The sequence below is a fragment of the Streptomyces sp. NPDC048604 genome (genome assembly GCF_043199435.1).
In the GTDB taxonomy this organism is placed as follows: Bacteria; Actinomycetota; Actinomycetes; order Streptomycetales; family Streptomycetaceae; genus Streptomyces.
In genome coordinates this window covers 56,890-80,178 of record NZ_JBICVX010000017.1, presented here as the reverse complement: position 1 = coordinate 80,178, position 23,289 = coordinate 56,890, and the positions used below count along the sequence as shown (strand labels likewise).

At 73.3% G+C, this 23,289-nt stretch carries 21 protein-coding genes; 9 read left to right on the top strand and 12 right to left on the bottom strand.

Annotation, left to right across the window (positions count from 1 at the left end):
* Window positions 1–38 precede the first annotated feature (38 nt).
* Window positions 39–395: a HesB/IscA family protein gene (locus tag ACGFMM_RS29630; protein ID WP_393649532.1), complete on the bottom strand. Its 357-nt coding sequence runs from the start codon at window positions 393–395 to the stop codon at window positions 39–41.
* A 291-nt stretch (window positions 396–686) separates the two neighbouring features.
* Here ACGFMM_RS29630 and nadA point away from each other — a divergent pair, with 291 nt between their 5' ends.
* Window positions 687–1,865, top strand: coding sequence for a quinolinate synthase NadA (gene nadA, locus ACGFMM_RS29625; protein ID WP_393649531.1), 1,179 nt, complete (start codon window positions 687–689; stop codon window positions 1,863–1,865).
* A gap of 97 nt (window positions 1,866–1,962) precedes the next feature.
* Here the strand turns inward: nadA and ACGFMM_RS29620 are convergent, their stop codons facing one another.
* The 5 genes from ACGFMM_RS29620 to ACGFMM_RS29600 form a co-directional block, all read right to left on the bottom strand.
* Window positions 1,963–5,139, bottom strand: coding sequence for an efflux RND transporter permease subunit (locus tag ACGFMM_RS29620; RefSeq protein WP_393649530.1), 3,177 nt, complete (start codon window positions 5,137–5,139; stop codon window positions 1,963–1,965).
* A 167-nt stretch (window positions 5,140–5,306) separates the two neighbouring features.
* On the bottom strand, window positions 5,307–5,993 hold the full coding sequence (locus ACGFMM_RS29615) for a response regulator (protein WP_393649529.1): 687 nt from the start codon (window positions 5,991–5,993) through the stop codon (window positions 5,307–5,309).
* A complete protein-coding gene (locus tag ACGFMM_RS29610; RefSeq protein ID WP_393649528.1) occupies window positions 5,990–7,240 on the bottom strand; it encodes a sensor histidine kinase in 1,251 nt (416 codons plus the stop codon). Before ACGFMM_RS29610 ends, ACGFMM_RS29615 begins: the two co-directional genes overlap by 4 nt.
* Window positions 7,241–7,337: 97 nt before the next feature.
* Entirely contained in the window at window positions 7,338–7,616 is a 279-nt protein-coding gene (locus ACGFMM_RS29605; protein WP_393649527.1) for a hypothetical protein, read from the bottom strand.
* A gap of 26 nt (window positions 7,617–7,642) precedes the next feature.
* Window positions 7,643–8,446, bottom strand: a complete 804-nt coding sequence (locus ACGFMM_RS29600) for a PspA/IM30 family protein (RefSeq protein WP_393649526.1) — start codon at window positions 8,444–8,446, stop codon at window positions 7,643–7,645.
* Between the two features lie 268 nt (window positions 8,447–8,714).
* On the opposite strand from ACGFMM_RS29600, the gene ACGFMM_RS29595 reads away from it, so the two are divergent.
* The 3 genes from ACGFMM_RS29595 to ACGFMM_RS29585 all read left to right on the top strand — a co-directional run bounded on the left by ACGFMM_RS29595 (window position 8,715) and on the right by ACGFMM_RS29585 (window position 11,954).
* Window positions 8,715–9,311 carry a DUF3043 domain-containing protein gene (locus ACGFMM_RS29595; protein WP_393649525.1) on the top strand — a complete coding sequence of 199 codons (597 nt, stop codon included), beginning with the start codon at window positions 8,715–8,717 and terminating at the stop codon, window positions 9,309–9,311.
* An 80-nt stretch (window positions 9,312–9,391) separates the two neighbouring features.
* Window positions 9,392–10,099, top strand: coding sequence for a class I SAM-dependent methyltransferase (locus tag ACGFMM_RS29590; RefSeq protein WP_393649604.1), 708 nt, complete (start codon window positions 9,392–9,394; stop codon window positions 10,097–10,099).
* A 112-nt stretch (window positions 10,100–10,211) separates the two neighbouring features.
* Window positions 10,212–11,954: an ABC transporter ATP-binding protein gene (locus ACGFMM_RS29585; protein ID WP_393649603.1), complete on the top strand. Its 1,743-nt coding sequence runs from the start codon at window positions 10,212–10,214 to the stop codon at window positions 11,952–11,954.
* A 110-nt stretch (window positions 11,955–12,064) separates the two neighbouring features.
* On the opposite strand, the gene ACGFMM_RS29580 is transcribed toward ACGFMM_RS29585, so the two are convergent.
* A complete protein-coding gene (locus tag ACGFMM_RS29580; protein ID WP_393649524.1) occupies window positions 12,065–12,271 on the bottom strand; it encodes a hypothetical protein in 207 nt (68 codons plus the stop codon).
* A gap of 92 nt (window positions 12,272–12,363) precedes the next feature.
* On the opposite strand from ACGFMM_RS29580, the gene ACGFMM_RS29575 reads away from it, so the two are divergent.
* The 4 genes from ACGFMM_RS29575 (at window position 12,364) to ACGFMM_RS29560 (ending at window position 17,297) form a co-directional block, all read left to right on the top strand.
* Entirely contained in the window at window positions 12,364–13,566 is a 1,203-nt protein-coding gene (locus tag ACGFMM_RS29575) for a bifunctional adenosylcobinamide kinase/adenosylcobinamide-phosphate guanylyltransferase (RefSeq protein WP_393649523.1), read from the top strand.
* A 68-nt stretch (window positions 13,567–13,634) separates the two neighbouring features.
* Window positions 13,635–14,702 carry a nicotinate-nucleotide--dimethylbenzimidazole phosphoribosyltransferase gene (gene cobT / locus ACGFMM_RS29570; protein WP_393649522.1) on the top strand — a complete coding sequence of 356 codons (1,068 nt, stop codon included), beginning with the start codon at window positions 13,635–13,637 and terminating at the stop codon, window positions 14,700–14,702.
* 106 nt (window positions 14,703–14,808) lie between these two features.
* Window positions 14,809–16,569 carry a phosphatidylglycerol lysyltransferase domain-containing protein gene (locus tag ACGFMM_RS29565; protein ID WP_393649521.1) on the top strand — a complete coding sequence of 587 codons (1,761 nt, stop codon included), beginning with the start codon at window positions 14,809–14,811 and terminating at the stop codon, window positions 16,567–16,569.
* A complete protein-coding gene (locus ACGFMM_RS29560; RefSeq protein ID WP_393649520.1) occupies window positions 16,566–17,297 on the top strand; it encodes a hypothetical protein in 732 nt (243 codons plus the stop codon). The genes ACGFMM_RS29565 and ACGFMM_RS29560 overlap by 4 nt, the downstream gene beginning before the upstream one ends.
* Here the strand turns inward: ACGFMM_RS29560 and ACGFMM_RS29555 are convergent.
* Complete coding sequence (locus ACGFMM_RS29555; protein WP_393649519.1) at window positions 17,207–18,004, bottom strand: hypothetical protein; 798 nt, start codon at window positions 18,002–18,004, stop codon at window positions 17,207–17,209. The genes ACGFMM_RS29560 and ACGFMM_RS29555 overlap by 91 nt on opposite strands.
* 89 nt (window positions 18,005–18,093) lie before the next feature.
* Between ACGFMM_RS29555 and ACGFMM_RS29550 the strand changes: the two genes are divergently transcribed.
* Window positions 18,094–18,864, top strand: coding sequence for an adenosylcobinamide-GDP ribazoletransferase (locus ACGFMM_RS29550; protein ID WP_393649518.1), 771 nt, complete (start codon window positions 18,094–18,096; stop codon window positions 18,862–18,864).
* Between the two features lie 3 nt (window positions 18,865–18,867).
* Here the strand turns inward: ACGFMM_RS29550 and ACGFMM_RS29545 are convergent, their stop codons facing one another.
* From ACGFMM_RS29545 to pelF, 4 genes are read right to left on the bottom strand one after another with little or no spacing between them, the layout of a single operon-like run.
* Complete coding sequence (locus tag ACGFMM_RS29545) at window positions 18,868–19,650, bottom strand: endo alpha-1,4 polygalactosaminidase (protein WP_393649517.1); 783 nt, start codon at window positions 19,648–19,650, stop codon at window positions 18,868–18,870.
* Window positions 19,647–20,261: a spherulation-specific family 4 protein gene (locus tag ACGFMM_RS29540; RefSeq protein WP_393649602.1), complete on the bottom strand. Its 615-nt coding sequence runs from the start codon at window positions 20,259–20,261 to the stop codon at window positions 19,647–19,649. The genes ACGFMM_RS29545 and ACGFMM_RS29540 overlap by 4 nt, the downstream gene beginning before the upstream one ends.
* A 15-nt stretch (window positions 20,262–20,276) precedes the next feature.
* Window positions 20,277–21,761 carry a hypothetical protein gene (locus ACGFMM_RS29535; RefSeq protein ID WP_393649516.1) on the bottom strand — a complete coding sequence of 495 codons (1,485 nt, stop codon included), beginning with the start codon at window positions 21,759–21,761 and terminating at the stop codon, window positions 20,277–20,279.
* Entirely contained in the window at window positions 21,758–23,278 is a 1,521-nt protein-coding gene (gene pelF, locus ACGFMM_RS29530; RefSeq protein WP_393649515.1) for a GT4 family glycosyltransferase PelF, read from the bottom strand. Before pelF ends, ACGFMM_RS29535 begins: the two co-directional genes overlap by 4 nt.
* Between the last annotated feature and the right edge of the window lie 11 nt (window positions 23,279–23,289).

The following is a 23,289-nucleotide window of genomic DNA, read 5'->3' as shown; positions in this document are numbered from 1 at the left end:
CGGGATCCCCGGACCGCCGCCTTCGGCGTACGTACGGCCTAGCTGAACGAGTCGCCGCAGGCGCAGGAGCCCGTGGCGTTCGGGTTGTCGATCGTGAAGCCCTGCTTCTCGATGGTGTCGACGAAGTCGATCGAGGCGCCGCCGAGGTACGGGGCGCTCATGCGGTCGGTGACGACCTTGACGCCGTCGAAGTCCTTGACGACGTCGCCGTCGAGCGAGCGCTCGTCGAAGAAGAGCTGGTAACGGAGGCCGGAGCAGCCACCGGGCTGTACGGCGACGCGCAGCGCGAGGTCGTCGCGGCCTTCCTGCTCGAGCAGGCCCTTGACCTTGGCCGCGGCGGCGTCGGACAGGAGGATGCCGTCGCTGACAGTGGTCTTCTCGTCCGATACGGACATCTGCTTCTCTCCCGGTTTGTACGGAGACTGCTTGCCGACGTTTGCAACCGGCGGGGCCCCGGATCCATTCCGGGTGGAGCCCTAGTCTTTCCCCTTCATGCTCGCACACCGCCGGAAGTAGAGGCACCGCGACGGCGACGGGGAATTCGTCACACCGACACTATGGCCATCGTCAAAGTGACGTGAAGCAGTTATGATAGATAGCGTCATTTCGACGATAAGCGAAACCGCCGCCGACGACCTGCGTCTGTCGCAGAAACGATCTCCGCCGAAGAAGAAAGGGTGCGTGACGTGACCACCGCCCAGCCCCTGGACGTCCAGCCGACGCCGCTCGCCCTGCTGCTGCTCGGCCGTGACGCCGACCCCAAGAGCGAGCGTGGCGTGGAGTGCCCGGGCGACCTGCCCTCGCCGTCCGACCCGGACCTGGTGGCGCGCGCCCGCGCGGCCAAGGAGAAGCTCGGCGACAAGGTCTTCGTCCTCGGCCACCACTACCAGCGCGACGAGGTCATCCAGTTCGCCGACGTCACCGGCGACTCCTTCAAGCTCGCCCGTGACGCGGCCGCCCGTCCGGAGGCCGAGTACATCGTCTTCTGCGGTGTGCACTTCATGGCCGAGTCGGCCGACATCCTCACCGACGACGACCAGAAGGTCGTGCTGCCCGACCTGGCCGCCGGCTGCTCCATGGCCGACATGGCCACCGCCGAGCAGGTCGCCGAGTGCTGGGACGTGCTGACCGAGGCCGGCATCGCCGACGTCACCGTGCCCGTCTCGTACATGAACTCCTCGGCCGACATCAAGGCCTTCACCGGCAAGCACGGCGGCACCATCTGCACGTCCTCCAACGCGAAGAAGGCGCTCGACTGGGCCTTCGAGCAGGGCGAGAAGGTGCTCTTCCTGCCGGACCAGCACCTGGGCCGGAACACCGCCGTCCGCGACATGGGCATGTCCCTGGACGACTGTGTGGTCTACAACCCGCACAAGCCGAACGGCGGCCTGACCGCCGAGGAGCTGCGCGCCGCCAAGATGATCCTGTGGCGCGGGCACTGCTCGGTGCACGGCCGCTTCTCGCTGGACTCGGTCAACGACGTCCGCGAGCGGGTCCCGGGCGTGAACGTCCTGGTCCACCCGGAGTGCAAGCACGAGGTCGTCGCCGCGGCCGACTACGTCGGCTCGACGGAGTACATCATCAAGACCCTGGAGGCGGCCCCGGCCGGCTCGAAGTGGGCGATCGGCACGGAGCTGAACCTGGTCCGCCGCCTGGCGAACCGATTCGCCCCGGAGGGCAAGGAGATCGTCTTCCTCGACAAGACGGTCTGCTTCTGCTCCACGATGAACCGCATCGACCTGCCGCACCTGGTCTGGACCCTGGAGTCGCTGGCCGAGGGCAACCTGGTCAACCGCATCGAGGTCGACAAGGAGACGGAGAGCTTCGCCAAGCTCGCCCTGGAGCGGATGCTGGCGCTTCCGTAACCCCGGGACGACGTCACCCCGGGGAACGACGTCACCCGGGAACGAACGGTGCCCCGCAGCCGGGCGGCTGCGGGGCACCGTCGTGTGCGCCGGCGGGTCAGGCGTCCAGGAGCGAGCCCTCCAGCGGGGTCGTCTCCGGCTGCTCCGGGTTGTCGAGGCCGTCGCCGTTCTTCTTGGCGCGCTTGGCCGCCTTCTTCTTCGCGCGGCGCTCCTTGCGGAGCTCCACCATCGCGTAGAGGGTCGGGACCAGGAGGAGGGTCAGCAGGGTCGAGGTGACCAGGCCGCCGATCACGACCACCGCCAGCGGCTGGGCGATGAAGCCGCCCTGACCGGTGACACCGAGCGCCATCGGGAGCAGCGCGAAGATCGTCGCCAGGGCCGTCATCAGGATCGGGCGGAGCCGGTGCCGGCCGCCCTCGACGACCGCTTCGACGATGCCGAGGCCCTGTGCGCGGTACTGGTTGATCAGGTCGATCAGCACGATCGCGTTGGTGACCACGATGCCGATCAGCATCAGCATGCCGATCATCGCCGGGACGCCCATCGCGGTGCCGGTGATCACCAGCAGGCCGAGCGCGCCGGTCGCCGCGAACGGGATGGAGACCAGCAGGATCAGCGGCTGGATCAGCGACTTGAAGGTCGCGACCAGCAGCATGAAGACGATCGCGATCGCCGCGAGCATCGCCAGGCCGAGCTGGAGGAAGGCCTCCGACTGGTCCTCCGAGACGCCGCCGATGGACGCGGTCGCGCCCTCCGGCAGATCCAGGGCGTTGATCTTCGACTGGAGTTCGGTGCTGACCGCGCCGGTGTTGTCGCCGGTCGGCTTGGCGCTGATCGTCGCGGCGCGGGCGCCGTCGATCCGGGTCATCGAGACCGGGCCCGGCACCAGCTTCACCTCGGCGATGTCGCCGAGCTTCACCGGGCCGAGCGGCAGCGCCTTGAGCTGCGCCATGGTGGTGGCGGGCTTGGCCGAGGTGATGACGACGTCCCGCTCGGTGTCGTCGAGGGTCGCCGTGCCGGCCGGGGTGCCGCGGACCGCCTGGGCCACGGCCAGGCCGAGGGTGGTGTCGTTGAAGCCGGCCTCGGCCGCCTTCGGGGTCGCCTTGACCGAGATCCGCGGGACGGACTGGGCCAGGTCGCTCTGGACGTCGGTGACGTCGTCGAGCTTCGCGACCTCGGCGCGCACGGCCTCGGACGCCTTCTGCAGGACGTCGCGGTCGCCCGCCTTGACGACGACGCTGAGGTCCTGGTTGTTGAAGCCGTCGCCGGCCGCGATGGTGGTGTCGCCGATGCCGTCCAGCTTGGCCAGCTCGGTGTCGATCGCCTCGCGGACCTTCTCGTACGAGGCCGAGTCCGCCAGCTTGACCTGGTACGAGGCCTGGTTGGCGCCGGTGCCGCCGCCGAAGGCGGCCATGAAGCCGGACGAGCCGACGGTGACCTGGTAGTCCTCGACGCCCTTGGTGGAGCCGAGCACCTTCTCGACCTTCTTCGCGGCCTCGTCGGCCGCGCTCAGGCTGGTGCCGGGGGCCAGCTCCTGCTTGACGGAGAGGATCTCCTGCTCGCCCTGGTCGAAGAAGTTGGTCTTCAGCAGCGGGGCCATGGCGAAGGTGCCGATCAGGACGACGATCGCGATCGCCACGCTGGTGAGCCGGCGGCGGGTCGCGAAGCGCAGGACCGGGACGTACATGCGCTGCATGCGGCTCCGGGCCTCCTTCTCCTCCGCCACGCGGCGCGCCTCGTCCGGGTCCTCGGAGGTGCCCTTGGGGGCGCGCAGGAACCAGTACGACAGCACCGGCACGACCGTCAGGGAGACCAGCAGCGAGGCGAGCAGCGCCGCCGTCACGGTCAGGCTGAACGAGCCGAACAGCTCGCCGACCATGCCGCCGACCAGACCGATCGGCAGGAAGACGGCGACGGTGGTGAGGGTGGAGGAGGTGACCGCGCCGGCCACCTCGCGCACCGCGGTGATGATCGCCGCCTGGCGCTCCTCGCCGTAGCCGAGGTGCCGCTTGATGTTCTCCAGGACCACGATCGAGTCGTCGACGACGCGGCCGATGGCGATGGTGAGCGCGCCCAGGGTGAGCATGTTCAGGGAGAGGTCCCTGGTCCACAGGACGATCAGCGCCAGCACCACCGACAGCGGGATGGAGACCGCGGTGACGAGGGTGGAGCGGATCGAGGCGAGGAACACCAGGATCACGATCACCGCGAAGAGCAGGCCGAGCGCGCCCTCCGTGGTGAGGCCGGAGATGGACTTGGAGACCGCCGGGCCCTGGTCGGAGACGACGGTCAGCTCGGCGCCGGAGCCGAGGTCCGCCCGCAGCTCGGGCAGCGTGTCCTTGACGGCCTCGGAGATGGCGACGGCGCTGCCGTCCTTGTCCATGGTGACCATCACGGCGAGGCTGGGCTTGCCGTTGGTACGGGTGATGGAGGCGCGGGCGGACTCCTGCTGCTTCACGGTCGCCACGTCGCCGAGCCGGACCGGCTGCGGGGCCTTGTCGGCGTCGGCCCGGCTGCCGACCGTGCCGGTCGGCGGGGTGAGCCGCAGGTCCTGGATCTGCTGCAGCGAGGTGAAGCCGCCGCCGACCTGCACGGTGCGGCTCTTGCCGGCCTCGGAGAAGGAGCCGGCCGGGATGGTCGCGCCGCCGGCCTTGAGGGCCTCGGCGAGGGTCATGGCGTTGAACCCGGCGGCCGCGAGCTTCGCGTCGTCGGGGGTGACGGAGACCTGGAGCTCCTGGACGCCGTCGACGGAGACCTGGCCGACGCCGTCGATGTCCTCCAGGGCGGGGACGACCGTGCGCTGCAGCTGGTCGGCCAGCGCCTGCTGGTCCTTGCCGGAGGTGACGGCGAGGACGACGGTGGGGATGTCGTCCGTGGAGCCGGCCACGACCTGCGGGTCGACGGAGTCGGGCAGGGCGATCCGGGCCCGGTTGACGGCCTGCTGGACGTCGGCCACGAGCTGCTTGGTGCCCTCGTCGCCGTAGTCGAAGGTGGCCATGATGACGGCGTTGCCCTCGGAGGCGGTGGCCGTGATGCCCTTGATGCCGTCGACGGCCTTCAGGGTGTTCTCGAGCGGTTCGACGACCTGCTTCTCGACCACGTCCGGGGACGCGCCCTGGTAGGGGGCGAGGACCGACACCATCGGCAGTTCGATGGAGGGCAGGAGCTGCTGCTTGAGCTGCGGGATGGCGATCGCACCGAAGACGATCGCCACGATCGACATCAGCCCTATCAGGGCCCGTTGCGCGAGGCTGAATCTGGACAGCCAGGACATGGGGTCTCTCTTCTGTGGCGTACGTACGCAGGAAGCGGGCGCCCCGCCCGAAGCGCTCAGTCAGGTGCCCGCTTATACCCTCGGCCACGGAGCGGGCCGTTCCGTCGGCCCCAGGTCCAGATCCTTATCCCGCGCATACCGCGTTCGGAGTACGCCGGGCGCTCGGGCTACTCCACCCTTGGACGTACCAGGCCCGATTCGTACGCGATGACCACCAATTGCGCCCGGTCGCGGGCGCCCAGCTTGGCCATCGCCCGGTTCACATGCGTCTTGACGGTGAGCGGGCTGACCTCGAGGCGGTCGGCGATCTCGTCGTTCGACAGCCCGCCCGCGACGAGGACCAGCACCTCCGTCTCGCGGCCGGTCAGCGCGGCCAGCCGCGCCGAGTGCGCCCGCGCGCCGTCGGCGCCGTCCGTCCCGCCGCCCTGGGCGAGGAAGGAGGCGATCAGCCCCTTGGTGGCGGCCGGGGAGAGCAGGGCCTCGCCGGCCGCGGCGATCCGGATGGCGTTGAGCAGTTCCTCCGGTTCGGCGCCCTTGCCGAGGAAGCCGGACGCGCCAGCGCGCAGCGACTGCACCACGTACTCGTCCACCTCGAAGGTCGTCAGCATGACGATCCGGACGTGGGAGAGCTCCGGGTCGGCGGTGATCTCGCGGGTGGCGGCCAGTCCGTCGGTGCCGGGCATCCGGATGTCCATCAGGACGACGTCGGCCTTGGTGGAGCGGGCGAGCACGACGGCCTGCGCGCCGTCGGCGGCCTCCCCGACGACCTCCATGTCGGGTTCGGAGTCGACCAGGACCCGGAAGGCGCTGCGGAGCAGGGCCTGGTCGTCGGCGAGCAGTACCCGGATGGTCATGCGTCCTCCCCGTCCGCCCCGGTGCGGGCGGTCACCGGCAGTATCGCCTGCACGCGGAAGCCGCCGCCGTACCGGGGGGCCGCGGTCAGCGCGCCGCCGAGGGCGCCGGCCCGTTCGCGCATGCCGACCAGGCCGTGGCCGCCGACCGGGACGGCGTCCTCGGCGGCGGGCTGCGGGGCGCCGTCGTCGAGGACGGTGATCTCCACGGTGCGGCCCACGCGGACGACGCTGACCTCGGCGCGGGCGTCCGGCCCGGCGTGCTTGCGCACGTTGGTCAGGGCCTCCTGGATGATCCGGTACGCGGCGAGGTCGACGGCCGCCGGCAGGCCGCCGTCGTCGTCGGTGCGGGCCAGCTCGACGGGCAGTCCGGCGTTGCGGAAGGTGTCGAGCAGTTCGTCGAGGCGGGCGAGGCCGGGGGCCGGCTCGGTGGGGGCCTCCGGGTCGCCGGACTGGCGCAGCAGCCCGACCGTGGCGCGCAGCTCGTCGAGCGCGGAGCGGCTGGCCTCCCGTACGTGCGCGAGGGCCTCCTTGGCCTGGTCGGGGCGCTTGTCCATGACGTGCGCGGCGACCCCGGCCTGCACGTTGACCAGGGCGATGTGGTGGGCGACCACATCGTGCAGATCGCGGGCGATGCGCAGCCGCTCCTCGGCGACCCGCCGCCGGGCCTCCTCCTCGCGGGTGCGCTCGGCGCGCTCGGCCCGCTCGCGGATGGCGGCGACGAAGGCCCGCCGGCTGCGCACGGCGTCGCCGGCGGCGGCCGCCATGCCGGTCCAGGCGAACAGCCCGATGTTCTCCTGGGAGTACCAGGGCGAGGAGCCGAAGGACATCGCCGAGCAGGTCAGCACGGTCATGGTGACCAGGCCGACCCGCCAGGTGGTGGGCCGGTCGGTGCGCGAGGCGACGGTGTACAGCGCGACCACCGCGCTCATCGCGACGGGCGCCCGCGGGTCCTCGACGACCAGCTCGGCCAGGCTGATGGCGACCGTCGCGGCGAGCACGGCCCGCGGTGCGCGCCGGCGCAGGACGAGCGCGGCGGCGCCGCACACCATGAACGCCACGCTGACCGCCGAGGGGCTGCGGGTGCCGAAGGTGGGGCCGTTGGGGCCGCCGTGCGGGTCGGCGAAGGAGCCGGTGATCATGGCGATGAGCACGGCGAGGGCGAGGCCCGCGTCGAAGGCGGTGGGATGCGCGCGGAGCCAGTCCCGACTCCGGGAGAGCCCGCTTCCGATTGGCGTCACGTCGAGCAACGGTACGGGGCACGGGCCGCGGGGCGGAACGCGCCGACGCCCCGCCGCCCCGGAGGGGGCGGGCGGGGCGTCGGGCCGGAGTGCGGGGCTGCCGGCGTCAGCCTGGGATCAGGCCGTCGTCGGAGAGGAGTTCACGGACCTCGGCGAGGGTGGCGTCCGGGGACGGAAGGATCAGCTCGGAGGGTTCGAGGGCTTCGTCCGGCAGCGGTTCGCCGAGCCGGCGGATCGCGTCGAGGAGGGCGGCGAGGGTGCGGCGGAAGGCCTCCCCGTCGCCGCTCTCCATCTCGGCGAGCAGTTCGTCGTCGAGCTTGTTGAGCTCGGGGAAGTGGCTGTCCGCCACTTCCCACTGGCCCTCCCCCATGATCCTCACGATCATGACGCGTCCTTACGCTCGTGTCGGGGCTACTGCTTGTCGAACCGCGGCCGGGAGGACTGCTGCGAGGACTGGGACTGCGCCTGGTCCTGCGTACCGCCCTCGATGGCCTGCTGCGAGGCGGAAGGTCCGCCGGCCAGCTCCGCCTTCATCCGCTGGAGCTCCAGCTCGACGTCCGTGCCACCGGAGAGCCGGTCCAGCTCGGCCTGGATGTCGTCCTTGGCGAGCCCGGAGTGGTCGTCCAGGGCGCCGGAGGCCAGCAGCTCGTCGATCGCGCCGGCCCGGGCCTGCAGCTGGGCGGTCTTGTCCTCGGCGCGCTGGATCGCCACGCCGACGTCGCTCATCTCCTCGGAGATGCCCGAGAAGGACTCCGCGATCCGGGTCTGGGCCTGGGCCGCGGTGTAGGTGGCCTTGATGGTCTCCTTCTTGGTGCGGAAGGCGTCGACCTTGGCCTGCAGCCGCTGGGAGGCGAGCGTCAGCTTCTCCTCCTCGCCCTGCAGCGTCTGGTGCTGCACCTCCAGGTCGGAGACCTGCTGCTGCAGCGCGGCCCGCCGGGACAGCGCCTCGCGGGCGAGGTCCTCGCGGCCGAGCGCCAGCGCCTTGCGGCCCTGGTCCTCCAGCTTGGCGGACTGGCTCTGGAGCTGGTTCAGCTGCAGCTCCAGGCGCTTGCGCGAGGTCGCGACATCGGCCACGCCCCGGCGCACCTTCTGCAGCAGCTCCAGCTGCTTCTGGTAGGAGTAATCGAGGGTCTCGCGCGGATCCTCGGCCCGGTCAAGGGCCTTGTTTGCCTTCGCGCGGAAGATCATCCCCATACGCTTCATGACACCGCTCATGGGCTTCGCGCGCCCCCTTCTGACGGACTCGGCTCAAGCACTCCAACAGAACCCACAGTACGGTTCCTGCCTCCATTACCGCACTGTTCGGGGCCGGATGCGCTCCTCCCCAAGGACGACTGCGCGGGCCCCGTATCCCGCCCAGGGTGGAGGAACGGGTCAGGGAAGCGCACGGGTCGTCCGGACTTACATGGACAGACGCACGCCGTTAGCGGATCGTTCCCGCCCGCACTGGGGTCTACTCCTGTCAGCACGTACCCTTGGCCTTGTGTTCCGTAGCCGTTCGAAGGATGAGAAGGCCCCCACCGACCAGGTGACGGCGGACCTCTCCAAGCAGCCCCGCGACCCCGAGGCCCCGAAGGGCCGCCCGACCCCGAAGCGGAGTGAGGCCCAGACCCAGCGCCGACGCGCGCAGACAGCGCCGACGGACCGCAAGGACGCCATGAAGCGTCAGCGCGAGGTGCGCCGCCAGGAGCTGGCGAAGCAGCGCGAGGCCCTGAGCAGCGGTGACGAGCGCTACCTGCCCGTCCGCGACAAGGGCCCGGTCCGCCGTTTCGTCCGCGACTACGTCGACTCGCGCTTCGCCGTCGCGGAGTTCTTCCTGCCGATGGCCGTGGTGATCCTCGTGCTGTCGATGATCCGCGCGGGCAACCTCCAGCAGATCTCGCTGGTGCTGTGGCTCGGCATCATCGTCATGATCGTGATCGACTCGGTGTTCCTCTCCTTCCGGCTGCGCAAGCAGCTGAACGAGCGCTTCCCGAACGAGCCGAAGCGCGGCGCGGTGGCCTACGGCCTCATGCGCACCCTCCAGATGCGCCGGCTGCGGCTTCCGAAGCCTCAGGTCAAGCGCGGAGAGCGGCCCTGAGCGCGGAGGACTTCCCGCCGGACCCGAACGCGGCCGCCCTCGGCCGTGCCGGGCTGCGTGACGCCGTCCGGCACGAGCTGATCGCCCGGCAGCTCGACGAGCAGCTCGCCGCCCGCTACCCCGTGGGGCAGCGGCTGCGGATCCTCGACGTCGGCATGGGCCACGGCGCGCAGCTGCTGCGCCTGGCCCGGGCCGGCCACACCGTGACCGGCCTGGAGGCCGACCCCGAGCTGCTCAAGACCGCCCGTGAGGCGCTGGCCGGCGAGCCGGCCGGGATCCGCGAGCGGGTCCGGCTGATCGAGGGCGACGGCCGCGACACCGGCGTGCACTTCCTGCCGGGCAGCTTCGACGTGGTGCTCTGCCACGGCGTACTGATGTACGTGCCGGAGCCGGACGGTCTGCTCGCCGGCCTGGCCCGGATGCTGGCCCCCGGCGGCCTGCTGTCCCTCGTGGTGCGGAACGCGGAGGCCCTGGCGATGCGGCCGGGGCTCGCCGGGGACTGGCCGGGCGCGCTCGCGGCCTTCGAGTCGGACGCGTACGCGGACCGGTACGGCGCGCCGGTGCGCGCGGACCGGCTCGGCGCGCTGACCTCGACCCTCGCCGGCATCGCGGCGCCGCTGCACGCCTGGTACGGGGTGCGGGTCTTCACCGACGGCCTGCCGCACGACGCCGGACTGCCGGCCGCGGACGAGCTGGAGCGGCTGCTGGCCGCCGAGGAGCGGGCCGCCCGCACGGACCCGTACCGCCGGGTCGCGGCGCTGCTGCACCTGTGCGGAGTGCGCGGCTGACCCGTCCTCACCCGGCGTCAGGCACGGGGACGGGTTCTGCGTCCTGACGCGTGTGAGCATCGAGTACGCCGGAGATCCCGGCCGCCCCGCAGACCCCTCCGCCTCGCCCGACGTGCCCGCCCGCGAGGTGTGGCGTGCCCTGTACGGGCACTTCCGGCCGCACCGCGGGGCCGTGGCGCTCGGCGCGCTGCTGGCCCTGATCGGGGCGGCGAGCGGGCTCGCCCAGCCGCTCGCGGCGAAGGAACTGGTGGACCGGCTCGGGGAGGGCCGGTCGATCACGGCCGTCATTCTCGCCCTCACCGCCCTCGTGGTGTTCGGCACGGCCGTGGAGGCGCTCGGCTCGTACGTCCTGGAGCGCACCGCGGAGTCCGTGGTGCTCGCCGCCCGCCGCACCCTGATCGGGCGGCTGCTGCGGCTGCGGCTGCCGGAGGTGGAGAAGACCCAGCCCGGCGACCTGATGTCCCGGGTCACCTCCGACACGACGCTGCTGCGCGCCGTCACGACGCAGTCGGTGGTGTCGGCGGCGACGGGCGGTCTGGCGTTCCTCGCCACGCTCGTGATGATGGCGCTGATGGACCCGGTGCTGCTGGGCGTGACGCTCGGGGTGATCGTGCTGATCGGCGGGGCGGTGGCGTTGCTGATGCCGAAGATCTCCGCGGCGACGCGGCGCTCGCAGGAGGCGGTCGGCGAGATCTCCACCGTGCTGGAGCGGGCGTTCGGCGCGTTCCGGACGATCAAGGCGTCGGGGGCGGAGGTCCGGGAGACGGCGGTGGTCGACGCGGCGGCCGAGCGGGCCTGGCGGCACGGCGTGAAGTCGGCGAAGTGGCAGTCGCTGGCGGGCTCGTCGATCGGGCTCGCGGTGCAGGTGTCGTTCCTGGCGGTGCTGGGGATCGGCGGGGCGCGGGTCGCGTCGGGCGCGATATCGGTGTCCTCGCTGATCGCCTTCCTGCTGTTTCTCTTCTACCTGATCGAGCCGGTCTCGAAGCTGGTCGAGGCGGCGACGCAGTACCAGGTGGGCTCGGCGGCGATCGCCCGGATCCTGGAGGCGGAGCGGCTGGAGACGGAGGAGGCGGAAGGTGCCGGTCCGCGGGCGCCGGCGGTGAGCGGGCCCTCGGCGTCGGTGGTCTTCGAGGACGTGTCGTTCGCGTACCGTGAGGATCTGCCGCCGGTCCATCAGGGCGTCTCGTTCACGGTGCCGGGCGCGGGCATGACCGCGTTCGTCGGGCCGTCGGGCGCGGGCAAGACGACCGTGTTCGGGCTGATCGAGCGGTTCTACGAGGCGACCGGCGGGCGGATCCTGGTCGACGGCAAGGATGTGCGGGACTGGCCGCTGGCGGAGCTGCGGGCGGCGATCGGGTACGTGGAGCAGGACGCGCCGGTGCTGTCCGGCACGCTGCGCGAGAACCTGCTGTTCGCCGCGCCGGAGGCCACGGAGGCGGAGCTGGCGGAGGTGCTGGTGCGGGCCCGGCTCGACGGGCTCGTGGAGCGGCTGCCGCAGGGCCTGGACACGGTGGTCGGCCATCGCGGCTCGAAGCTCTCCGGTGGTGAGCGGCAGCGCGTCGCCATCGCCCGGGCGCTGCTGCGCAGGCCCCGGCTGCTGCTCCTGGACGAGGCGACCTCGCAGCTGGACGCGGTCAACGAACTGGCGCTGCGGGACGCGGTGGCCGAGGCGGCCCGTGAGACGACGGTCCTGGTGGTGGCGCACCGGCTGTCGACGGTGACGCTGGCGGACCGCATCGTGGTGATGGACGCGGGCCGGGTGCGGGCCGTGGGCACCCATGCGGAGCTGGTGGCCGGCGACGCCCTGTACGGGGAGCTCGCGGCGACCCAGTTCCTGGCGGCGGACGCGGGCTGACGGCGAGCGGCTTGAGCCGGGAGCCGGGGCGGGGGGGGGGGGGGGGGGGGGGCCCCCGGGGGGGGGGGGGGGGGGGCCCCGCCCCCCCCCCCCCCGCCCCGGCTCCGTGTCTACGCCTCCGCGTCCAGGGACATCGGGCCGTAGATCTTCGTCGCGTCCTCGAAGAGCACGACCTGCTCCGCGCCGCCCGCGAGGAGGTCGCGCCAGTACTCGCCGATCCAGGACTCGGCATCACCCTGGGTCGTGAACTCCTCCGGCACGACCGAGGGCTCGACCTCGGTGCCGTCGGTCTTCTCGAACCGCCACGTCCATGCCATGCGCGCCTCCCGGAGCTCACCGGATGATCGGTTTCCTGCCCGCAGCGTAGCCGGGCGCGCACCCCCGCAGGGGACGCGGGAGGATCGTGACCGTGGAACTGACTCTGCTCGGCACCGGAGCCCCCGAAGGGCTCCCCCGCCCCGACTGCCCCTGCGCCCGCTGCGCCCTGTCCCGCGGCCCGTACGCGCGGGCCGCGACCGCGCTGCTCGTCGACGGGGCGCTGCTGCTCGACCTGACCCCGGGAGCGGCCCTGGCCGCGGCGCGGACCGGGCACTCGCTGACCGGCGTACGGCAGGTGCTGCTCACGCATCCGCACGACGGGCCGGCGGTGGAGCTGCCGCCGGGGCTGCCGACGGCGGGTCGGGTGCCGGACGGGCGGGAGCTGACGCTGATCAGCGGGCATACGGTGCGGGCGGTGTCGATGGACGCGCCGGGCACGGGGTACGAGGTGATCTCGCCGGACGGGGACCGGCTGCTGTACCTGCCGCCGGGCGGCGCGCCGGCCGGGCTGCCGGAGCGGGGCAGGCCGCCGTACGACACGGTCTGCGTGGACGTGACCGGGCGGCCGGACGCGCTGGCCCGGCTGCGGGCCTCGGGCGCGGTGGGGCCGGCGACGGACGTGGTCGCGGTGCACCTGGACCACGACGTGCCGCCGGGCGCGGAGCTGGACCGGCGGCTCGCGGCGGCGGGGGCCCGGGCGGTGCCGGACGGGACGACGGTGACGGTCGGCGCGTACCGCACCGTCCCGGAGGTCCCGCGGCGCACGCTGGTGACCGGCGGGGCGCGGTCGGGGAAGTCCCTGGAGGCGGAGCGGCGTCTGGAGTCGTTCCCGGAGGTCGTGTACGTGGCGACCTCCGGGACGCGGGAGGGCGACCCGGAGTGGGCGGAGCGGATCGGGGTGCACCGGGATCGCCGCCCGGGGGCCTGGCGGACCGTGGAGACGACGGACCTGGTGCCGCTGCTCGCGGAGGAGGGCCCGGCGCTGCTGATCGACTGTCTGGCGCTGTGGCTGACGGACGCCATGGACCGGGTCGGGGCCTGGGACGACGAACGCTGGTCGTCCGGCGGCCGCGAGGCCCTGCGGGAGCGGATCGCGCAGCTGGTCGCCGCGGTGCGGGAGACCCGCCGCACGGTCGTGGCGGTCACCAACGAGGTCGGCGCGGGCGTGGTCCCGGCCACCGCCTCGGGCCGCCGGTTCCGCGACGAACTGGGCCGTCTGAACGCCGCCTTCGGCGACGAGTGCGAGCAGCTCGTCCTGGTGACGGCGGGCCAGCCGGTGGTCCTGCGGGGCTAGCGACTTTCTGACGGTACCGTTCACGCTACGGACCTGGACCACGACGAGTGACGGCACAAGGCGGACCCTTGAACCTGGACGACTTCTCCGATCTGATCGAGCGACCCGACGGCGGGATACGGTACGACGCCGAGGCGCGCCGGGAGCGGCTGAGCCTTCCTGCCGGGGCGCTCGGGCGGCTGGACGAGCTCGGCGAGTGGTTGTCGGCCGCGCAGGCCGCGGTGCCGGTCCGGCCCGTGGAGCAACCGCGTGTGGTGCTGTTCGCGGGCGACCACGGGGTGGCCGGGCTCGGGGTGTCCGGGCGGGCCGCGGGGACCGCGTACGAGCTGGTGCGGGAGGTGCTGGACGGAGCGAGCCCGGTCGCGGTGCTCGCCCGGCGCATGAACGTTCCGGTGCGCGTCGTCGACGCGGGCCTCGACTGCGATCCCGCCCTGCTGCCCGCCGAGGTCGTACGGCACCGGGTGCGCCGCGGGACCGGGCGGATCGACGTCGAGGACGCGATGACCCTCGAGGAGGCGAACGCCGCCGTCGAGCTGGGCATGGCGATCGCCGACGAGGAGGCGGACTCGGGCACCGATCTCGTGGTGCTGGGAGATCTGAGCGTCGGCGGCACCACCGCCGCGTCGACCCTCGTCGCCGCCCTGTGCGGCACGGACGCCTCCGTGGTGACCGGCCGCGGCGGCGCGGGGATCGACGACCTGGCGTGGATGCGCAAGTGCGCGGCGATCCGCGACGCGCTGCGCCGCGCCCGTCCCGTCCTCGGCGACCAGCTCGCGCTGCTCGCCGCCGTCGGCGGCCCGGACCTGGCCGCCACGACCGGCTTCCTGCTGCAGAGCGCGGTGCGCCGGATGCCGGTGATCCTGGACGGCGTGGTCGGCGCGGCCTGCGGTCTCGTCGCGCAGCGGGCCGCGTTCCGTTCCCCGGACTGGTGGCTGGCCGGCCAGCTCTCCGGCGAGCCGGCGCAGGCCAAGGCGCTGGACCGGATGGCGGTCAACCCTCTGCTCGACCACGGCGTCCGAGTGGGTGAGGGAACCGGGGCGTTGCTCGCACTGCCCCTCGTCCAGGCCGCGGCGGCGCTCGCCGCCGAGCTGCCGGAGCGTCCGGCCGACGTGCCGGTCGCGGACGAGGAGGGCTGACCGAAAGGCCAGCTCAGGCGTACCGCCGCGGCCCGTCGCACATTCGCTGTGACGGGCCGCGGCGGCACTCGGCCATGACCGACGGTGCCCCATATGCTCGCTTTTCATGGGAGAGGTCCGTTTGTCCACCGATTCAGCGCCCCGCGGCACCGTGCGCTCGCGCCGCGCCGCCGCGTTCGCCGTCTGGTACCTGCGCGCGGTCACGTTCGTGAACTTCCTCAGCGCGGTCTGGGTCTCGCTGGGCCAGGACCTCCGCCGGCACAACACGGACGACTACTTCACGCCGTACCTGCTCACCGCGGGTTTCGCCTCCGGCGTCCTCACGCTGTTCCTCGCCGTCACCATGCGCCGCCGCAAGCGCGCCGCCTGGATCCTGAACCTCGTGCTGAGCGGCCTGTTCCTGGTGCTGTTCGCGCTGGCGATGTTCCTGCCGGAGATCCGGCAGCACACGCAGAACTGGATCTCGCTGGTCCTGACAGCGGCCTTCGTCGTCGCACTGCTCCTCGGCCGCACGGAGTTCTACGCGAAGGGCGACCGTTCCAACCCGCTGCTCGCCACCGTCGTCGCCCTCGTCGGCCTCCTGGTGACCTCGCTGTTCGCCGCCTTCCTGGTCACCGTCACCAACACCGCCGCCGGCTCGTCCACCTTCCTGGAGCGCTGGCGGTACGGTGTGATGCGGCTGATCACCCTGGCCGCCGACGACTCCCGGTTCCCGGCGATCTCCACGCCCGGCTGGGTCGACGTCACCATCAACGTGCTGTCCACCCTGCTGCTGTTCGCCGTACTGTTCGCCGCGTTCCGGTCCCGCCGGGCCGTCGACCCGCTCACCGAGGACGACGAGCGCAAGCTGCGCGCGCTGCTCGACCGGCACGGCGACCGTGACTCGCTGGGCTACTTCGCGCTGCGCCGCGAGAAGAGCGTGGTCTGGTCGCCGAGCGAGAAGGCCGCCGTCGCGTACCGCGTGGTGGGCGGGGTCTCGCTCGCCTCGGGCGACCCGATCGGCGACCCGGAGGCCTGGCCCGGCGCGATCGAGCCGTGGCTGGCGGAGGCCAGGGAGCACGGCTGGATCCCGGCCGTGATGGGCGCGAGCGAGGAGGCCGGCACGATCTACGCCCGGCACGGACTCGACGCCCTGGAGCTGGGCGACGAGGCCCTCGTGGACACCGCCGAGTTCACCCTGGAGGGCCGTGCGATGCGCACGGTCCGGCAGGCGTACAACCGCGTCAAGCGGGCCGGGTACGAGGTCCGGGTCCGCCGCCACGAGGACATCCCCGACGACGAGATGACCGTCCTGCTGGCGAAGGCGGACGACTGGCGCGACGGCGAGACGGAGCGCGGCTTCTCCATGGCCCTCGGCCGGCTCGGCGACCCGGCCGACGGGCGCTGCGTGATGCTCGAGTGCACGGACGAGAAGGGCGAGTTGCGGGCACTGCTGTCCTTCGTGCCGTGGGGCCCGAAGGGCCTGTCGCTCGACCTGATGCGCCGGGACCGGGACTCCGACAACGGCCTGATGGAGTTCATGGTCATCGAACTCCTCCAGCACGCCCAGGAGATCGGGATCACGCAGGTCTCGCTCAACTTCGCGATGTTCCGCTCCGTCTTCGAACGTGGCGCGAGGCTCGGCGCGGGACCGGTGCTGCGGATGTGGCGTTCGCTGCTCAGTTTCTTCTCCCGCTGGTGGCAGATCGAGTCGCTGTACCGCGCCAACGCCAAGTACCGGCCGATCTGGGAGCCCCGATTCATGCTGTTCGAGAAGAGCGCCGACCTGCTGCGCATCGGCCTGGCGGCGGGCCGCGCCGAGGGCTTCCTGGAGGCCCCGGGGCTGCCGAAGTGGCTGCACCGCAGACACCTGGAAGGCAGCCGTTGACCCGGTCCGCCGGGGACCTCGCCCGCCGGGAATGGGGGCCGCTGTACGGGACGGTGCGCGCGGCGCTGGTCACCGGGCGATGGAGGGCGATACCCCTGACCTTGGCCGCGGTCTGCCTCACCGGCCTGTTCCAGCTGATACAGAACCAGGACTGGGGCTACCAGCCCGTCCAGAACATCGGGGCGGTACGCGCCTCCGACCCGCTGTGGCTCGCGCTGCTGCGGACCCCGCTGTCGCTGTTCGTGCCGGCGCTCGACCTGCCGGTCTGGGGGGCGCTGGCCCAGATCCTGGTGGTCTTCGGGATCGCGGAGATCTGCCTGGGCCGACGGCGGACCCTGGGCGTCGCCTATCTGGCGACCCTGGCGGGGACCCTGTACGCACGGGTCGGCATCGCCCTCGGCCCGGACACGCCGCTGGGGCTGCCCGCCTCGGACGCGCAGGTGGTGGACACCGGCCCGTCCGCGGCGGTGGTCGGCCTCGCGGTGTACGTGTGCTGGACGTACCGGGCCTGGTTCACCGGGGGCCTGGTGGTCCTGGCGATGGTGGTCGAGGTGCTGGTGAAGAGCAACCTCGCCGGCAAGGAGCACCTGGCGGCGATCGCCGCGATCGCGGCCGTCTGCGCGGTGCGGACCCTGCGTCAGCGGGCGTCCGGCGGACCGCCGTCGCCGCCCGGGCCGTGCCCGGACCGGAGCGGGACCCGCTCCTGGAAGCCGCCGACCACGTCCTGAAAGCGCCGCACGACCCGGTTCCAGCGCCGGTCGTGCCGGTAGGCCCGCAGCCCCGCCTTCGCCCGTGCCTTGGGCCGCCGCCGGTACGCCTTGCGGGCCCACGTCGAACCGGGCCGGGCGAGCCGCAGCGCCCCGACGATCGCCACGAACGGCACCAGCGTGCCGATGACGGCCATCCGGAACTTGCCCTTCAGCAGGGCGATGAGCACGAACAGGAAGTTCACCGCGAGGGTGAGCGCGAAGAGCCCCCGGTTCTCCCGCTCCTCGGTGGTGGCCTCGTTGACGCCCAGCGGCGAGAAGCCGGCCAGGGTCAGAATCACCAGGGAGAAGGTGAGCACGACGACCTCGACGCTCTTGCGGCCGTCGTCGCTCCAGTACACGTCGTCCAGGTGCAGGATCAGCGCGAACTCGTCGAGGACCAGGCCCGCCCCGATCCCGAAGAGCACCGCGAACACGGCGGCGGCGACGCCCTCCCGGCCGGTGGCGACCGCGCCGAAGCCGCCGACGAGCGTGAGGACCACGCCGGGGACGACATGGTGGATGTGCACTCCGCCCGCGCCGGAGACATTGCGGAACGGCCCTTTCCCGGCCCGGATCAGCCGGGTGATCGTCCGGGTGATCACGAAGGTCAGGACGAAGGAGGCCAGCGCGAGCAGCAGCGGGAGTTTTCCGGGCTCGACGATGTTGCGTTGGAACCAGTGATCCATGCCACGCCCAGCCCTTCCGCCCACGTTTGTGCGCCTTTGCCGTGTTGTGCGTAACTTACCGGTCGGGGGCGGCGGCTACTGTGCCGCACATGGTCGGCATACGGTTCGCCTTCGGCACGCTCACCGTGCTCCCCGCCCGCGTCACCCGCTGGGACCGGGACGCGGCGCGGGCCGGCATGCTCTGGGCCCCCGTGCCCGGCCTGGTCGTCGGGCTGCTCGCCGGCGGGCTCGGCGCGGCGCTGCTGCTGCTCGGCGCGGGCCCGTTGCTCGCCGCCGTGGCCTCGGCCGCCGTCCCCGCACTGCTCACCCGCGGGCTGCACCTCGACGGGCTCGCGGACACCGCGGACGGCCTCGGCAGCGGCAAGCCCGCCGAGGACGCGCTGCGCATCATGAAGCAGTCGGACATCGGCCCGTTCGGCGTGATCACCCTCCTGTTCGTCCTGTTCGCCCAAGTGGCCGCGCTGGCCGCGCTGTACGCCGACGGCTGGGCGCGCGGCGCGCTCGCCGCGGTGCTGGCCGCGGTGGTGGCCCGGCTCGCCCTCACCCACGCCTCCCGCTCCGGTGTCCCGGCCGCCCGGCCCGAGGGCCTGGGCGCGATGGTCGCCGGCACCGTGCCGGCCGGCCCGGCCGCCCTGACGACCGCCGCGGTCCTGGCCGGCTGCGCGGCCGCGGGCGGGCTGTTCTCCCCGTACGACGCGCTGCGCCATGTGCTGGCCGCGGCCGCCGCCCTCGCCGCCGCGGCGCTGCTGCTGCGGCGCTGCGTGGCCCGGTTCGGCGGGGTGACCGGCGACGTGTTCGGCGCGGTGGAGGAGACGGCGGCGACCGCCGCGCTGGTGGCGCTGACCCTCGCCCGGCCGTAGCGGCTAGCAGGGCCGGCGCCAGGCCCCCAGGTCGTACCGCTTGAGCATCGAGCTCAGCCCCAACTTGCGCGACTGCGGGCAGAACGCGCCGGTCGGCAGCTCGTACTCGACGTGGAAGACGGCCTTGCCGGCCCGTACGAACGGAACGAGCAGCTCGCACTCCTCGTACTCGGCGCACTGCTCGTTGACCGCGAAGTCGAAGTCCGGGAGCAGTTCGGGGATCTGGTCGAGGTCGTTCTTCAACCCGACGGCGAGGCCCCGCTCGTGGGCCAGCCGGGCGATCAGCCGGTTGTAGCGGAGCTGGTCGGCGGCGGTCAGGGGGAAGCCGGTGCGGTTGGCGTAGCCGTCCATGTTGTCGGGCTCGACGGCGTCGAAGCCCTTGGCGCGGCACATGTCGATCCGGGCCGCCATCAGGGGTTCGAGCACGTCGGTGCGGCGGATGTCGAGCCAGCGCTCGCCCGGCCAGCCGTTGCCCCGCCCGAGCACGGCCGCGGGGAACTTCGCGGCGTCGGGGCGGAATTCCTCCCAGGCGCCGGTGGACAGGTAGCAGATCACCTTGCGGCCGCGCCGGTGCAGGTCGGCGACGGTCGCGGCGGACTGGTCGAAGCCGTCGACGTCGTACACCGGGACGTCGACGGCCGGGTCGAGCCGGCCGCTGAGCTGCCACTGCCAGTCCAGGCCGGGCGCCGGGCGCCAGCGGTCCCCCGAGCGGTCGTCGTCCGGGGCGGAGGTGCAGGCCGTCAGGGCGAGCAGCAGGACGGCGAGCAGAGTGAGGAAACGTCTCACCGGGTGCCCTCCAGGGCGTGCGGCAGCGTGCCCCACGGGTGCGCCCCGCCGCCCGGCACCGCACACTGCACGGCCGAGGTGAGCCGGGCGTCCGCCGGGGCCGCGTACACGAGGTGGCAGTGCCGGTCGCCGGACGGCAGGTCCAGATCCCGGTAACTGTCCCAGGGGCCTTCGAAGGTGACGAACAGATCGGCCAGCGGCGCGTACGAGGGGTGGGGCTGCGCCCCGTGGTTGAACACCAGGGTGCGGGCCCCGGCGGCGCGGGCGGCCACCGCGATCCGGCGGAAGTGGGCGACGGCCTCCGGCCCGGTCGGCACCTGGTCGAGGAACGCTCCGTCGGCGCCGTACCAGTCGCGGTGCCGCAGCAGGTCGGCGACGACCTCGCCGTGCGGGCGGCGGCCGTAGTCGGCGTCCGTGTAACCGAGCACCCGGACCCCGGCCGCCCGCAGCCGGCCGGCGACGTCGGCGAACGCCGGGTCGGCGGCGCGGCCGGGACCGCTCTCCGGGTTGAGCACCACCCCGTACAGCCGGGGCGCGGCGGCCACCAGCGCCGCCCACGCCTCGGGGCGTTCGGCGGGGTGCTCGTAGTACGGCACCAGGAGGGTCGGGATCACGGCGGGCTCCCCCTACGCTCGATGGGCAGTCGGCCGTACCAGCAGAGCACAACTCCAGGCGCCGAGCACAGCGGCCGCCGCCGCGGTGATCGCCGGTCCGGCCGCGGCGGGCGCGGTCATCTGCGCGGCGGCGGCGAGCAGACAGACCAGCCCGGCGCCGAGCACCGCGCCGTACGCCTGGAGCAGCAGCCCCAGCCAGAGTGCGACGCCGACGAGCAGCAGCCCGAGCAGCCGCCCCGCGTCGGGCGGGCCCGCGCCCGGCCAGGCGAGCGTCCCGGCGAGGGCGAGCGCCAGCAGGACGGCGAGGTAGCCGACGAGGCAGAGCGCCAGGGTCACCGCGGCGGTCCGGCGGAACGCGCGGGCGGTCGTGGTGAGCCGCAGCCCGGCGCTGCTCTCGCCGCGGAACCGGTGCAGCAGCCACTCGGCCGGTCCCATCGAGAGCGTGAGCGCCACCGCCGAGGGGGCGGCGACGACGTCGGCCGGGCCGTCGGAGGCGAGCACGTCGCCGACGGCCGCGTACAGCACCAGCATGCCGGTGCCGAGGCCGAACAGGCCGTACGGCAGGGAGGCCGCGAGCGGCGGCCCGGCGCGGCGGGACGGGTCGGGGCGGGCGCCCGGGAGCAGCACGACCGCGGCGAAGACGACGGTCGCGGCGAGCGAGGCGAGCAGCAGCGCGACGCGGAGCGCGTCCGGCAGGTCGTACCGGAAGGAGAACAGCGCCCCGGCGAGCGGTGCGAGCGCGTACAGCAGGGCGCGTTCGCGGCCGAGGACCAGCAGCACGGTCGCCCCGGCCAGGTACAGCGACTGTCCGGCGGCGAACGCGGTCGCCCGCCACTCCCCCGGTCCGGTCGCCGCGACCGCGACGACGGCGCCGGCCAGCGCCCCGGCGGGCGCGCCGGTGAGCAGTGTCCGCACGGCGGCCGGCCGGTCGCCGAGGCCGAGCCAGGTGTACGCCCGGTGGGACAGCGCCTGGTTCCACACCCAGCCGGCCAGGGCCCCGGCGAGCAGCGGCACCGTCCCGGCGGGCAGCGCGAACCGGCCGGGCGGGCCGGCGAGCAGCGGTCCGCCGAGCACGTACGCCAGTCCCGGCAGCGCGAACACAAGCCCGCGCAGCAGACAGCCCCCGAGCCCGGCGTACCAGGGCGCGGCGGCCGGCGCCTCGGGCTCGGGGTGGCGCCGCTCGACCCGGACGTACAACTCCTCGCCCAGGGCGAAGGAGTCCTGCCGCCCGTAGGTGAGCCGGATGTGCTCGTCGGTCATCCCGTCCGACTCGAGGATCGCGGCGATCTCGTCGGGGTGCACGGCGACGGCCGCCAGCGGCCCGATCCGGTCGGCGAGTTCGTCGAGGGGATCGGCGGCGAGCGGGCGCTGATCCGCCCCCTGGTCGTCGCTCCCGCCCGGGCGCCCGCGGTCCTCCGCGCCGCCCCGCGGCCGTGGGATCGCCGGCAGGGAGTCCTGCCGGACGCCGGGCGGCCCCAGCCACAGGGAGCCGCTCATGCGAGGCTCCCTTCGCCGACGAGGTCCGCGCGCCAGGGGTCGGTGAGGCGCACGGTCCAGTCCTCCACCTCCCGTTCGGGCGCCGGGGGTTCGCCGCTCAGTTCGCGGTAGATGGCGCGGAAGCCGTCGACCGAGCGGTGCAGGGTGAAGCGGTCGACCACCCGCTGCCGGGCCCGCCGGCCGAGCTCCGCCCGGCGGGCGTCGTCGCACAGCAGGTCCACGACGGCCGCGGCCATGACCGCCGGTTCGCGGGGCGGGACCACGAGGCCCGTGTCGCCGACCGCCTCCCGCACCCCGCCCACGTCGGTGGAGACGGTGGCCCGGCCGCAGGACATCGCCTCGATCAGCGAGAAGGGGAAGCCCTCGCTGATCGAGGACAGCATGACGAGGTTCCCGGCCGCGTAGGCGCGGGCCACGTCCGTGACCCGCCCCTCGTAGCTGATCCCGTGCGCCACGCCCAGTTCGGCCGCGAGCTTCTCCAGCCGGGTCCGGTAGTCCTCGCCGCCGGCCGGCACCGGGCCGAACAACCGCAGCCGCAGCTCCGGGAGTTCGGCGCGGGCGATGGCGTACGCCCGGATCAGCGTCTCCAGGTCCTTGATGGGGTCGATCCGCCCGGCCCAGCTCAGCGTGGGCGTCTCCGGCTCGGGTCCGGCGTACGGGAAGGCCCGCGGGTCGACGCCGTTGTAGACGGTCCTGATGCGCTCGGCGGGCGCGCCCCCGCGCTCCTCCCAGCGCCGGTTGTACTGGTTGCAGGGGGTGATCAGGTCGGCCCTGCGGTACCCGAGGGTGTTGAGCTCCCGGTAGAACGCGAGCAGCAGCGCCTTCACCGGCCAGCGCTGGGCCTCGGTGCGGTAGCCGAGGTAGCGCTCGCGCAGATAGATGCCGTGCTCGGTGAGCAGGAACGGCACGCCCTCGAAGTGCTGGGCGGCGAGCGCCGGCAGGGTCGCGAGGCCGCTGGAGACGGCGTGCGCGACCCCGTCCGGCGACAGCCGTGCGGCCAGCGGCCGCAGGGCGTGCTCCAGCAGGTCGTTGGCGGTGAGGGCGTCGTGGACGGTGGGCCGGGCCGCGGCCGTCGGCAGGTGCGGCATGGACCAGATCCACATCAGGGAGCGCAGCACCGCCTCGCTGCGCAGCGCGGAGGTGAGCCGTCCGCGCCGGGCGAGCGCGGCCAGCGCGTACAGGCCCTCGCCGAAGTCGCAGCCGGCGGACGGGTCGAGCAGCGCCAGCAGGAACCGCTCGTACGCCTCGACGAAGCGGCGCCGTTCCCGCCCGACGAGGGGCCGGCGGGGGCCCGCCGCGGACGGCGGGCCCCAGAGCGGGAAGACGGTGTGGCGGCGGACGTTGGGCGGCAGTTCCCAGCCGACGGGTTCGCGGCCGCTGCCGGTGAGCGAGAGTACGGAGAAGTCGACCTCGGGCATGCCCCGGACGAGCTGGTCGCACCAGGTGCTGACTCCCCCGTGGACGTGCGGATAGGTGCCTTCGGTGAGCATGGTGACGTGACGGCCACTGCCCGGCATGTGCGTGTCCC